This window comes from Staphylococcus sp. HMSC065D05 (assembly GCF_001813195.1).
GTDB lineage: Bacteria > Bacillota > Bacilli > Staphylococcales > Staphylococcaceae > Staphylococcus > Staphylococcus epidermidis.
This window is the reverse complement of sequence record NZ_KV811741.1, coordinates 22,703-35,767: the sequence shown is the minus strand read 5'-3', so window position 1 is coordinate 35,767 and position 13,065 is coordinate 22,703. Positions and strand designations below refer to the sequence as shown.

General features: G+C 30.8%; 12 protein-coding genes. 7 read left to right on the top strand and 5 right to left on the bottom strand.

Annotation, left to right across the window (positions count from 1 at the left end):
- Positions 1-197: 197 nt before the first annotated feature.
- The 3 genes from mntC to HMPREF2897_RS04365 are packed head-to-tail and all read right to left on the bottom strand — an operon-like array spanning position 198 to position 2,707.
- Positions 198-1,127: a manganese ABC transporter substrate-binding lipoprotein MntC gene (mntC, locus tag HMPREF2897_RS04375; protein WP_002445828.1), complete on the bottom strand. Its 930-nt coding sequence runs from the start codon at positions 1,125-1,127 to the stop codon at positions 198-200.
- A complete protein-coding gene (locus HMPREF2897_RS04370) occupies positions 1,124-1,960 on the bottom strand; it encodes a metal ABC transporter permease (RefSeq protein ID WP_002445829.1) in 837 nt (278 codons plus the stop codon). Before HMPREF2897_RS04370 ends, mntC begins: the two co-directional genes overlap by 4 nt.
- Positions 1,961-2,707 carry a metal ABC transporter ATP-binding protein gene (locus HMPREF2897_RS04365; RefSeq protein ID WP_002445830.1) on the bottom strand — a complete coding sequence of 249 codons (747 nt, stop codon included), beginning with the start codon at positions 2,705-2,707 and terminating at the stop codon, positions 1,961-1,963. It lies immediately after the preceding gene.
- Positions 2,708-2,826: 119 nt separating this feature from the next.
- On the opposite strand from HMPREF2897_RS04365, the gene HMPREF2897_RS04360 reads away from it, so the two are divergent.
- Positions 2,827-3,471 (top strand): metal-dependent transcriptional regulator, encoded by a 645-nt coding sequence (locus tag HMPREF2897_RS04360; protein ID WP_002445831.1) that lies wholly within the window; start codon positions 2,827-2,829, stop codon positions 3,469-3,471.
- A 163-nt stretch (positions 3,472-3,634) separates the two neighbouring features.
- On the opposite strand, the gene HMPREF2897_RS04355 is transcribed toward HMPREF2897_RS04360, so the two are convergent.
- Entirely contained in the window at positions 3,635-4,381 is a 747-nt protein-coding gene (locus HMPREF2897_RS04355; protein ID WP_002445832.1) for a M50 family metallopeptidase, read from the bottom strand.
- A 173-nt stretch (positions 4,382-4,554) separates the two neighbouring features.
- Between HMPREF2897_RS04355 and tarA the strand changes: the two genes are divergently transcribed.
- Positions 4,555-5,313 (top strand): N-acetylglucosaminyldiphosphoundecaprenol N-acetyl-beta-D-mannosaminyltransferase TarA, encoded by a 759-nt coding sequence (gene tarA / locus HMPREF2897_RS04350; protein ID WP_002496387.1) that lies wholly within the window; start codon positions 4,555-4,557, stop codon positions 5,311-5,313.
- A 77-nt stretch (positions 5,314-5,390) separates the two neighbouring features.
- On the opposite strand, the gene tagH is transcribed toward tarA, so the two are convergent.
- Positions 5,391-6,185: a teichoic acids export ABC transporter ATP-binding subunit TagH gene (gene tagH / locus HMPREF2897_RS04345; RefSeq protein WP_001832071.1), complete on the bottom strand. Its 795-nt coding sequence runs from the start codon at positions 6,183-6,185 to the stop codon at positions 5,391-5,393.
- A gap of 330 nt (positions 6,186-6,515) precedes the next feature.
- Between tagH and HMPREF2897_RS04340 the strand changes: the two genes are divergently transcribed.
- The 5 genes from HMPREF2897_RS04340 (at position 6,516) to HMPREF2897_RS04320 (ending at position 12,940) form a co-directional block, all read left to right on the top strand.
- Positions 6,516-7,328 (top strand): ABC transporter permease, encoded by an 813-nt coding sequence (locus HMPREF2897_RS04340; RefSeq protein ID WP_002445834.1) that lies wholly within the window; start codon positions 6,516-6,518, stop codon positions 7,326-7,328.
- Between the two features lie 323 nt (positions 7,329-7,651).
- On the top strand, positions 7,652-8,743 hold the full coding sequence (gene tarB / locus HMPREF2897_RS04335) for a teichoic acid glycerol-phosphate primase TarB (protein ID WP_070592736.1): 1,092 nt from the start codon (positions 7,652-7,654) through the stop codon (positions 8,741-8,743).
- Complete coding sequence (locus tag HMPREF2897_RS04330) at positions 8,743-9,807, top strand: glycosyltransferase family 2 protein (RefSeq protein ID WP_070592735.1); 1,065 nt, start codon at positions 8,743-8,745, stop codon at positions 9,805-9,807. The genes tarB and HMPREF2897_RS04330 overlap by 1 nt, the downstream gene beginning before the upstream one ends.
- Positions 9,808-9,941: 134 nt before the next feature.
- On the top strand, positions 9,942-10,340 hold the full coding sequence (gene tagD, locus HMPREF2897_RS04325; RefSeq protein ID WP_001833002.1) for a glycerol-3-phosphate cytidylyltransferase: 399 nt from the start codon (positions 9,942-9,944) through the stop codon (positions 10,338-10,340).
- A gap of 872 nt (positions 10,341-11,212) precedes the next feature.
- A complete protein-coding gene (locus HMPREF2897_RS04320) occupies positions 11,213-12,940 on the top strand; it encodes an ABC transporter ATP-binding protein (RefSeq protein ID WP_002445837.1) in 1,728 nt (575 codons plus the stop codon).
- Positions 12,941-13,065 lie beyond the last annotated feature (125 nt).

The window sequence follows — 13,065 nt, the reverse complement described above, 5'->3', positions numbered from 1 at the left end:
ACTACTAGTTATATAGTATGATGAGTATAAAGAAGTAATCCTCTGCTCAAAATGTTTAAATATAATGGCAGACGATGACTGAGTTGAAAGTTGGCTTGAAATAAGTTGTTTCAACTATAGTCTTCGTTGCCATTAGCGACTGAATTCAAAACGAATCCGGTCTTATTAACATATCATTTAGGGCTATTTTTACCATGTTATTTCATACTACCATGTATTGTATCAATATTAGATTTCATCATTTTATAGTATGAATCCCCTTTAGTACCTTTCTTACCTATAGAGTCGGTAAATACTTCACCATAAATATCTTTCTTAGTTTCTTCTGATAAACTTTGCATAGCTTTTTTATCTACGCTCGTTTCAACTAATAAATGTTTTAAATGATGATCTTTAACAAATTTAATAGCTTGTTTCATTTGACCAGGTGTACCTTGTTTTTCTGTGTTTATCTCCCAAATATAACCTGGTTTAACATCGAATTGTTGAGCAAAATATTTAAATGCACCTTCACTTGTCATCATGGCACGTTGATTTTGGGGTATGTCATCAAATTTATTTTTACTATCTTTATTAAGTTCTTCTAATTTTGATATATATGCATTCCCTTGCTTTTCATATGTAGACTTATCTTTTTTATCATGATGTTCTAGTGATTTTTGTATTGTTTTTACGTATTTAATTCCATTATCTAAACTTAACCATGCATGAGGATCTTGTTTGTTTTTGTTACCTTCCTCACCATTTAAGTATATTGGTTTAACATTATTTGATGCTGCTATCACACTTTTATCTTTTGTTGATTTTCCTGCTTGGTCAAGTGCTTTTTCAAACCAACCATTTCCAGTTTCTAGGTTTAAACCATTATAAAATACAACGTCAGCATCTGTTAATGCTTTAATATCTTTAGGCTTAACCTCATATTCATGTGGGTCTTGTCCTACTGGAACGATGCTATGAACATCGACCTTATTTCCACCGACACGTTTAACCATGTCATAGAGAATAGAGTTTGTAGTTACAACTTTTAATTTTCCTTCATGTGAGTGATGTTCATGGTTACTTTGATTCCCACACGCGGCAAGGATAATTAAAAATGCTATTACTAAAGCGAGAATTTTTTTCACGTTAAAGCGCTCCTTTTTTGTTTATTTTTAATTCTAGTGATTGATAGCGTTACAATATAAATCATAAAGGTACAGATTACAATAGTTGCTCCACTTGGAATATTATATATATAACTAAAATATAGACCGATAATCGAACTTATCACGCTGATTATGCTTGCAATTACCATCATGGTATAAAGTTGTTTACTGATTAAAAAAGCTGTAGATGCTGGAGTAATTAGTAAAGCAACTACAAGGATGATTCCAACTGTTTGTATGCTCGCAACAGTCACAAGTGCGAGTAATAACATGACAAAGTAGTGAATTATTGTTGTGTTCAGACCGCTCATACGACTAAAAGTTGAATCAAATGTTGAAATCATTAAAGGTCTATAAAAGATAATAATAAGTAAAATAACTAATACAGTAATGACAATTGTTGTCCAAAATGATTGATGCGTAATTGCTAATAAATTACCAAATAAAATGTGATATAAATCTGTTGTACTATTGATTAAACTAATAATTATGACGCCAGATGCTAGGAATGCAGTGAAACTAATTCCTATTGCAGCATCTGGTTTTGTTTTACTGTTTGAAGTAATAAAACCAATAAACAAACTTGCAAGCATTCCTGTTACAAGTGCCCCGATAAACATTGGAATATTAAATAAGAAAGATAAAGCAACACCTGGTAAAACAGCATGACTCATGGCATCACCCATTAAAGAAAGACCGCGTAAAACAATAATGCTACCCATCGTCCCACATACAATCCCAACTAAAATAGATGTGATTAATGCACGGTTTAAAAATTGATAACTAAGTAAATGGTTAAAGAAATCTAACATCTAATTCGTACTCCCTTGTGAGGATAGTGTTAAAAGCGAATCATCTTTGTAATTAATGAAAGTTGCATTTAATCGTTTAGATGATAGGGCTTCTTTTGTTGGCCCCAAAAATTGCAACGATTGATTTAATAATAAAATGCGATCAAAATATTGATCTGCTTTTGATAAATCATGATGAACAATTAAAATCAATTTACCCATATGTCTTAAATGTTTAATTTTCTTCATAATCAGTTGTTCGCTGTAAATGTCGATGCCAACAAAAGGTTCGTCTAAACAATAAATATCACTATTACTCATAAGTGCTCTTGCAACAAGAACACGTTGTAATTGTCCACCACTTAATTCTGCAATTTGCCGATGGCGTATATGGTCGAGTTCTAAATCATTCAGTAATTGGTTAAGTTTCGTTTTTTCAACTACACTTGCTTTTTTAAACCATCCAATGTCTTCATAACATCCTGATAGTATCACTTGATCCACTTTTATAGGAAAATCTAAATCAATATGTGCTTTTTGTGGGATATATGTAATATATCTAAGCTGTGTATGTATAGGGTGATCATATAATGTATGTTTACCAGTCGCTTTAAATTCTCCAATAAATGCTTTGAGAAGAGATGATTTACCGGCACCATTAGGTCCTACAATACCAATGATTTCACCATTTATAGGTAATGAGAATGTAATATCTTTAAGAATGTGCTTTTTTCCCAAAAATAAATTCAAATGATTCACTTCGAGCAATAATTAAAACCTCCTAATAAAAAGTTTAGGTTAACCTAATTTATTTTATAATATACCCTGAAGTTTTAACATGTCAAGTTAATTCATGGTACAATAAAGTGAATGTGTGAGGTGAAACGATGTTAACTGAAGAAAAAGAGGATTATTTGAAAGCAATTTTGACTAATGATGGCGACGTGTCCTTTGTATCAAATAAAAAACTATCGCAATTTTTAAATATCAAACCACCATCAGTAAGTGAAATGGTGGGTCGTTTAGAAAAGGAAGGCTATGTTGAAACAAAACACTATAAAGGTGCCCGTTTAACTGAAGAAGGATTAAAGCAAACGTTAGACATCATTAAGCGACATCGATTACTAGAATTATTTTTAATAGAAATTTTACAATATAATTGGGAAGAAGTTCATCAAGAAGCTGAAATACTTGAACATCGGATATCAGATTTATTTGTAGAACGTTTAGATAAGATTTTAAACTTTCCGAAAACATGCCCTCATGGAGGCGTCATTCCTAGAGGTGATCAATATAAAGAAATTTTTACTACGTCAATTCTCAATTTTGAACCTGGAGAATGTGTTACTGTACGACGAGTTCGTGATAAGACAGAGTTGTTAGTTTACTTATCAAGTAAGGATATTTATATTGGAAATACAGTTGAAGTTGTATCCAAAGATGATACCAATAAGGTTATTATTCTTAAGAGGAATGATATTGTAACAATTTTAAGCTATGAAAATGCGATGAATATTTTTGCAGAAAAATAAACGATAAAAAGAGCCTAGGATTAATTTCCTAGGCATTTTTAAGGTATTGGAATTTCGTGAAAAAATTTAAATGTGTTTGTAATAAGCGTTTTAAGTCATTGCCTCGTTGTTAGAATGTGATTACCAATTCAATGTATAGAATGATGAAATTTATGTATCGTATTTATAGTATTGTGTATTTGATTAATAAATACACAGTATAGAAATTGAATAATATCCATACCAAACTAAAGATAAAGGTGGGTACTCGAGTAATCTCCGTTAAAGCACTGCCATCCCAAGAAGGTTTAGGTCGTTGAAAGGTAAGACGAAAAATCGTCCATGATGATTGTAATATTTCACCTAAAAGTACGCCTAAAATAAAATGGTAACTTAATGTGACGATGTCATAAATGAACCATTGATGGTCTTGCCTAAATACTAAATAGAGTAAACTTGAGATGAGTATAATGACAATCAAAGGTGATAGTTTACGGGAAGTAATAAAGAAATAATATATAAAAATAAGTAAATATATAGTGATAAATATACTTGGATATTGATAGTGAATAGATACCAATCCAGTTAAAAACATCAATGGTGGCATAAGATAACCGCCTATAGTTGTAATGAACTGACCTAAGTATCCTTTAGATTGTGTAATGGCATAGCCTTGTTGTGAAGTGACGTTTCTTTCTCGAGGGCTTGTCACAATGACAAGATCTTTGGCCTTCCCACCAACGAGTTTGTTAAATAAGACGTGTCCAAATTCGTGTGTAAGTACCGGTATATAATTTAAATAAATATCTAAGAAAGCGTTAAAGCCTTTATATCTATAATAGTGTATGATTAAGTAAAGCAGTCCAATAACTAAAATAAGATAGATATTTAATTGGATAGTTGTAGTAATAAAATTTTGTATATGAATCATAAGTGGACCTCGTATTTTTAAAAGTTAAAATCATCTTTATTTAATTATATATGAAAAGACTATGGATATCCTTTAGACTTTAGATGTAAATGATTAGAAAATATTTTTTGTTTAAATTTTCATGTGTTAAAATATTCATGCATTTTAAACGTGTTGTAAAGTGGGGATTGGATATGTATCAAAACCAAAGAATAAAAAATAAAATTAACATATTAGGTGTAAATTTTGATAATACTACAATGTTGGAAATGGTAGAAAATATTAAACAGTTCATATCTAGTAATACAGATGATAATTTATTTATAGTGACTGCTAATCCTGAAATCGTGGATTATGCAACTGAACATGAGCAATATAGGAATTTAATTAATCAAGCTGATTATGTAGTTCCAGATGGTACAGGAATAGTAAAAGCTTCAAAGCGATTAAAACAGCCATTAAAACGGCGTGTGCCAGGAATAGAACTTCTTGAAGAATGTTTGAAAATAGCACATGTCAGCCATCAGCGTGTATATCTGCTTGGATCTAAAAATGAAATTATTGAGACAGCAGAGAAAAAGCTTCAATCTCAATATCCTAATATTCACTTTGCACATCATCATGGCTATATTCATCTAGAAGATGAAACAGTCATAAAGCGTATAACAAGTTTTAATCCTGATTACATTTTTGTAGGAATGGGATTTCCAAAGCAAGAACAATGGATTCAAAAGCATAAGGACAAATTTAAACACACTGTAATGATGGGCGTAGGTGGGTCGTTTGAAGTATTCAGTGGCTCAAAGAAAAGGGCACCTCAAATATTTAGAAAGTTAAATATTGAGTGGGTATACCGTGTACTTATCGATTGGAAACGCATTGGGAGAATGATAAGTATTCCTAAATTTATGTTAAAGGTAGCAATACAAAAATATAAAATGAAATCAAAATAAGTGTAAAAAAGGGAGGCAATCAATTCGGATGAATTTTATTGCACTCCCTTAATGTTTTAGTTTTACTTTCTTCAAATTTATTTTACGACAAAACGTGACTCATCTAATTTATTTCTAAATTCCTTTTGTTCTGCTTTAGATTTTTTCTTAAAAGTTTTAAGAAATGCCTCATAATCAGGTAATACTTCTTCAAGTTCGCCGAATTCTTTTAGTTTACCGCCCTCTATCCAAGCGATTTTTGTACAAAATTCGCGCACTTGTCTAATATTATGACTAACAAAAAATATTGTTTTTTTAGCCGCTTTAAATTCATAAATTTTATCTAAACATTTTTGAGTAAATGTTTGATCGCCTACTGATAATGCTTCGTCAATAACTAATATGTCAGGATTAACAGTAATATTAATTGAAAATCCAAGTTTTGCACGCATACCACTTGAATATTTTTTAACAGGTTGATAAATAAATTCGCCGAGTTCACTAAATTCTATAATTTCCGGCATTAATTTTTTAATTTCTTTCCTTTTAAAGCCCATGCAGAGCATTTTAAATTCAATATTTTCTACACCTGTCAATTGTCCGTTTAAACCTGCATTAATAGCGATGACACTCACATCACCATGTCTTGTTATTTCACCGGAACTTGGTGAAATTGAGCCACCAATCATATTACTTAAAGTAGACTTACCTGAACCGTTGATGCCGACTAAGCCTATCACATCTCCCTCATGCGCTGTTAAACTTACGTTATCCAGAGCGTAAAATGTTTTATTTTTGTTTTTAGGTATTAATGCATCTTTAATTCTATCTTTATTATTTCTATAGATACGGTATTCTTTTGTCAAATTTTCAATATTTACCGAAACGCTCATTTTGTACCATCCTTATAAACATTTATATAGATTATAATATACAACACATCAGTTGTTAAATTTATTAACCTAGTGTAAAGTGAATAGAAGATTTTATTGAAAATAAATTTAACACAGTGAGTTAAGAAAGTGGTTCATTTTCTAAAATTCAATCTTACACGAAATTTCTAACAATTTTTAACTGAATTGATTGTATAATATAATGAGCTTATGATAAACAGTTAAATGTTATTATTTAAGAATGGACTCAATGAATCAAATTAAAGAGAAACTATTAATGATTTACAATAGATAGATAATCTATTATAGGAGAAAGCGTGGTTAAGTTTAATGTTCGCAGTTGGAACGGTTTTAAAAGAACATATCAAAAACTTCTATTTAATTCAAAGACTAGCACAATTCCAAATTAAAATTACCAATCATAATAACTATCTGGGTATTGCATGGGAAGTATTGAACCCTGCTTTACAAATCATGGTGTACTGGCTTGTTTTTGGTTTAGGAATTAGAAGCAATGCACCAATACATGGCATTCCGTTTGTATTTTGGTTGTTAGTTGGTATAAGTATGTGGTTCTTTATTAATCAAGGTGTGTTAGAAGGGACTAAATCAATCTCTCAGAAATTCAATCAAGTGGCAAAGATGAATTTCCCACTTTCAATCATTCCTACTTATATTGTAACAAGTAGGTTCTATGGTCATTTAGGATTATTAGCAATTATTATAATAGCTTGTATGTGCAATGGAATTATCCCTTCAATTCACATTGTACAATTACTTATATATGTACCTTTTGCATATTTACTAACATCGTCGGTGGCACTTTTAACATCAACTTTGGGGATTTTAATTAGAGATACGCAGATGATTATGCAAGCATTAATGAGAATATTGTTTTATATGTCTCCGATTTTATGGGTGCCAAAAAATCATGGCGTAAGTGGTTTGATTCATCAAATTATGTTATTTAATCCAGTATATTTTATCGCAGAATCATACCGAGCAGCAATATTGTTCCATCAATGGTATTTCATAGATCATTGGAAGTTAATGCTATATAACGTTATTATCATTCTCTTATTCTTTATAGTAGGTTCTATTTTACATAGACGCTATAGAGATCACTTTGCGGACTTCTTGTAAAAGTGTCAATCAAGAGAGTTCTATTAACGGTTTACCATAAAATGAATTAATATTTAGCTTATTATTAAAGATTTAGTTTTTTATAAAAAGAAATTTTTAAATAACTGGTTGTTAGAAATAGTTCAAATTTAATATATGCCATATTGACATTATGAGGTAGGACAATGGATTCAAGATGAATTCGTAGTCCTACTTTTTTAATAATATCGAGACTTTTAGTAGAATTTTTGAGTAAATTAAAAATTATTTGCTTTTATTTTCTTTGAAAGTAAGTATCGTTTATAATTTGATATAATGATTGGAAATTTAAAGATGGTGAAAAAATGAGATTGATAATTAAAAAGATTTATATCTTAGCTATTGTGCTTTTAAATATGATTTTTAAACCGTTTAATGTTAATTCGAAGCACATTGTGATAATGATGACCTTTAAGCAAGATGTTTTGCCTATTATAGAGGCCTTATGTAGTGAAGGATACCATGTAACGGTTATTGGTAAAAAAATATACCAGAAAGATATTAATAACATTAATCATGCATATTTTATACCCGCCGGAAATAAATATATTATGAAACATATGAAAGTATTAAGTAAAGCAAAGGTTATTATTTTAGATACGTATTATTTAATGATGGGTGGCTATCAGAAGAAAAAAGGGCAAACTGTTATTCAAACATGGCATGCTGCCGGTGCTCTTAAAAATTTTGGTTTAACTGATCATCAAGTTGATTTAAAAAACAAGGCTATGGTAAGACAATACAAAAAAGTTTATGATGCTACCGATTATTATTTGATAGGTGGGGAGAAAATGGCTCAATGTTTTATACAATCGTTTGATGCATCACCATCGCAAATGTTAAAGTTTGGACTTCCAAGACTGACCCAATACTTTAGAAGTAATCTTAAGTTAGAACAACAACGATTAAAAAAGAAATATCATATTACAAATAAACTCGCAGTATATGTTCCGACCTATAGAGAAGGTCAAGTAGCACAACGTACTATTGATAAAGAAAACTTTGAACGGCACTTGCCGAATTATACGTTATTGAGTCATTTGCATCCTTCGACTGTTGATTGTCAAACTGCTCATTCAATCGATGTCACCTCATTGTTAATTATGGCGGATATTATTATAAGTGATTATAGCTCATTACCTATTGAAGCAAGTGCACTTAATAAACCGACACTTATTTATAATTATGATGAACAACAATATGAAAAAGTAAGAGGATTGAATGAATTTTATTATGCAATTCCTGAACGGTATAAAATGAGTAATGAAGAGTCAATTATACAAGCGCTACATGATAACGATGAGCAATTTCAATCTTTATTTAATGATTGGCATCAATATAATTCAAAAGATAGTCTTAACCAGTTAGTCCATTTTATTAATAAGTTGGTGAAATAATGAAATTAGCAATAATTATTCCAGTGTATAACGCTGAAGAAACGATTAAACGGGCCATACTCTCAGTTGATACTAGTGTGCCTTATGAGATTATTTGTATCAATGATGGTTCAACTGATCAAACACAACATGTACTAACAGAACTACAACAAAAACATCCTCACATCAAAGTCATTCATCAGAGTAATCAAGGAGCAGCTCGAAGTAGAAATGTTGGCTTAGAAGCTATGTCTGAAGATGTTGATGCATTTTTATTTTTAGACGCAGATGATGAGTTTTTACCTAGTAGGATTGATTTAATGGTGGATGCTTTTAAGAAAAACAAAGAAACCGATATTGTTATCGGTCAAATGGCCAGAGAAGTTAACGGCGAATGGCAAGTCATTTCGACCCATCAATCTATGGTGAAAGATGCGATTGTCACACTTGATCGTAAACCGGATATTTTACAATCGATAGGACCTGGAGCAAAATTATTTAGCACGAAGTATGCCGGATTACGTTTTGATGAAGATGTCGTTTTCTGTGAAGAACATACCTTTATTGTCAAAGCGTTCTCTAAAGCGCGAGATATTCAACTTATACCTAACATTGTATATGGCTATAATGAGAGAGAAGGATCAGTAACAGCGCAACGTGCTGATACATTTTTACCTTATATGAGTGATGCGTTAAAAGTTCGTCAACGCGTGATGGAATTACTATTATTATTAGACGAAAAAATCTACTATAGTTATCGAATGGATAACCTCATAGTAAGTTACTTAATACAAGCGCATTTAAAGAAAAATAACAAAATGACGCAATCTTTGCTTGAAAGTGTTATAGCTTATATGAAAGCTATGCAGCATACACATTACTCGGGAGAGGCTATGTTTCGAATTGTTAGAGCTGTTGAACAGAGTGCAACACATTGGACAAAGCCTTTTTACTTACAATGGAAAAAGGCACTTAGTGAGGTTGGAATTGGCAGACCAGGCTTAATTCGTTTTAAACTTCAAGTTATACCTAAAAAGATATCTTTTTCTGGTAAAGAATCACTAAAAAGAATTTTTAAAAAATAACTTTTCTTTGAAGTAAGTTTTAAATTTATTTATGTTTAGTATCTAATATAGTATTAATGGCATGCTCAAAATATTTATGATACATTAAGATTATAAATTTTTATTAAATTTTTAGTTAAGGAGAATTTCGTATCATGAAAAGAGTCATTACTTATGGTACATATGACTTGCTTCATTATGGTCATATTGAATTACTTAGAAGAGCTCGTGAGATGGGGGATTATCTTATCGTTGCGCTTTCTACTGATGAATTCAACCAAATCAAAAACAAAAAATCATATTACGATTATGAACAACGTAAGATGATGTTAGAGTCTATTAGATACGTAGACTTAGTTATCCCTGAAGAAGGATGGGGACAGAAAGAAAAAGATGTTGATCGTTTTGATGTTGATGTTTTTGTGATGGGTCATGATTGGGAAGGGGAATTTGATTTCCTTAAAGATAAGTGTGAAGTCATTTATCTTAACCGCACAGAAGGCATCTCAACTACCAAAATCAAGCAAGAATTATACGGAAAAGATACAAAATAACTAAGAGTATTTATGACACTATTGAACATTTAATCTCGAAAAGAGAGATAAGAAAGAATTGTTCTTTAAATTAATGTGAACTAGAGTTGAAAAAGGTTGATATAAACTTATTTTTATCTAGTCATCGATTGCTAATATGTAAATGAAACCTGAGATAATGATAGATGTCTCAGGTTTTATATTTAAAATCAAACATTCTGTAATTCGAGATGCTTATATATTATTTAATAAAGTTGAAGACATAAATCTATGAGAACAGTAGTAAGATATTATTTAATGAGAAAATATCTTGCTACTTTTTTCTATATTGATAATATATCAACCTCATCTTTCTCGAATGTGTGTGGATGTAAGTGCATTAGTTAATTTTGTATCAATAAAGTCATAAAACATATACATGATAGTGAGTTTGATAAATTGAATCCTCATATTGGTATCACGTATTATCATTTTTAAATATGTTAAATTTCATCACATTTATTTTAATATTTTTAGGTCTTATGTGTAGCTGATTCGGATAAAATCGATTATTCGTAGAAATATTGAACCATAGTAAATATTTCGTTAGTACTTTTCAACACAGAACGGTGACAGAAAATAAAAATAAGATGACGTGCAATTTTTTGTACTATTAAACAATCTTTTGCGTGTGTTCTGATAAAAAATGTTATAATATCAACTACGAAGAACATAGTTACGTACATGAGAAGTTGAATGTTAAAATTACATAGTTTGCAACATTTTGGGTATCATATAAATTTGCTTAAAAGACTGATAAATAAGCAATCGTTATATATTTTGTGAATTGGGATGAAGTGAAATTTTACAAGATTAAGCAAGATCAAATATGAATATAAAGACGAGGTATAACTATGAAAGAACAAAACCCTTTGTTTTTCTTATTTAAAAAACTCTCATGGCCATATGGGTTAATCATTGCAGCGGTTATCATTACTTCGTTGGGAAGTTTAAGTGGTTTATTAGTACCATTATTCACTGGACGTTTAGTTGATAAATTTTCCGTCAGTAGCATTAATTGGGGAATGATAGCTATATTTGGCTCGATTTTCTTAGTTAATGCATTACTTAGCGGTATAGGCCTATATTTGTTAAGTAAAATTGGTGAAAAGATTATTTATGCGATTCGTTCATTATTGTGGGAACATATTATTCAATTAAAAATGCCGTTCTTTGATAAAAATGAAAGTGGCCAATTAATGAGTCGTCTAACAGATGATACAAAAGTGATTAATGAATTTATTTCACAAAAGCTACCTAATTTATTGCCTTCTGTTTTAACTTTAATAGGTTCATTAGTCATGCTATTTATCATGGATTGGAAATTAACTTTATTAACATTTATTACTATTCCTGTATTTATTTTAATCATCGTTCCTCTCGGACGTGTGATGCAAAAAATATCTACCAATACGCAATCTGAAATTGCGAACTTCAGTGGATTATTAGGTAGAGTGCTTACCGAAATGCGTTTAGTTAAAGTATCTAATACTGAGCGTTTAGAGTTAGATAATGCGCATACAAATCTTAAAAAAATATATAGATTAGGATTAAAACAGGCTAAAATATCAGCAGTCGTGCAGCCCATTTCTGGTGTTGTTATGCTATTAACTATTGCGATTATTTTAGGTTTCGGTGCATTAGAAATAGGTACTGGAGCAATTACTCCCGGAACTCTTATTGCTATGATATTTTATGTAATCCAGTTATCTATGCCACTGATTAACTTATCGACACTAGTTACGGATTATAAAAAAGCTGTGGGTGCGAGCAGTCGTATATATGAAATTATGCAAGAGCCTATTGAACCTACTGAAGCTTTGTCAGAATCTAAAGACGTTACGATCATCGACGGCGAATTAGTATTTGAGCACGTGGATTTTAAATATGACGTTAAAAAGATTTTGGAAGATGTGTCATTTAGTATTCCACAAGGTGAAGTGAGCGCGTTTGTAGGACCTTCTGGTTCAGGTAAAAGTACGATTTTTAATTTAATTGAGCGCATGTATGATATTGAACGTGGAGATATTAAATACGGTAATCAAAGTATTTTTGATATTCCACTTTCAAAGTGGCGTACAAAAATTGGTTATGTTATGCAATCTAATTCGATGATGAGTGGAACGATAAGAGATAATATTTTATATGGTATTAATAGAAAAGTTGATGATGAAGAGTTAATAGAGTATGCTAAGCTTGCTAATTGTCATGATTTTATTATGCAGTTTGACGAAGGTTACGACACGATGGTTGGTGAGCGTGGACTCAAATTATCAGGTGGTCAACGACAAAGAATAGATATCGCTAGAAGTTTTGTTAAAAATCCTGATATTTTGTTATTAGACGAGGCGACAGCGAACCTAGATAGCGAAAGTGAATTAAAAATTCAAGAAGCACTTGAAACCCTTATGGAAGGCAGAACTACTGTAGTTATTGCTCATCGACTTTCGACTATAAAAAAAGCTGGTCAAATTGTATTTATTGATAAAGGTGAAGTTACCGGTAAAGGAACACATCATGAATTGATGGCAAGTCATGATAAATACAGACATTTTGTTACATCTCAAAAATTATCAGATTAATATTAATCACGCCCTAATAAATGAGTGGAAGGGCGTGTTTTTTTATGTAAGTTTTGTAAAAATGTCATTTTAACCCTATTTTTCACGTGGTATAATAACTTTTGTAAGATTAAAAGAACTTTTGG

Coding starts and splice junctions, on each gene's coding strand:
- tarA (WP_002496387.1), top strand. CDS start 4,555: ATGTATCAAAACCAAAGAATAAAAAATAAAATTAACATATTAGGTGTA.
- HMPREF2897_RS04340 (WP_002445834.1), top strand. CDS start 6,516: ATGTTCGCAGTTGGAACGGTTTTAAAAGAACATATCAAAAACTTCTAT.
- HMPREF2897_RS04370 (WP_002445829.1), bottom strand. CDS start 1,960: ATGTTAGATTTCTTTAACCATTTACTTAGTTATCAATTTTTAAACCGT.
- tagH (WP_001832071.1), bottom strand. CDS start 6,185: ATGAGCGTTTCGGTAAATATTGAAAATTTGACAAAAGAATACCGTATC.
- HMPREF2897_RS04360 (WP_002445831.1), top strand. CDS start 2,827: ATGTTAACTGAAGAAAAAGAGGATTATTTGAAAGCAATTTTGACTAAT.
- HMPREF2897_RS04330 (WP_070592735.1), top strand. CDS start 8,743: ATGAAATTAGCAATAATTATTCCAGTGTATAACGCTGAAGAAACGATT.
- tagD (WP_001833002.1), top strand. CDS start 9,942: ATGAAAAGAGTCATTACTTATGGTACATATGACTTGCTTCATTATGGT.
- HMPREF2897_RS04320 (WP_002445837.1), top strand. CDS start 11,213: ATGAAAGAACAAAACCCTTTGTTTTTCTTATTTAAAAAACTCTCATGG.
- HMPREF2897_RS04355 (WP_002445832.1), bottom strand. CDS start 4,381: ATGATTCATATACAAAATTTTATTACTACAACTATCCAATTAAATATC.
- tarB (WP_070592736.1), top strand. CDS start 7,652: ATGAGATTGATAATTAAAAAGATTTATATCTTAGCTATTGTGCTTTTA.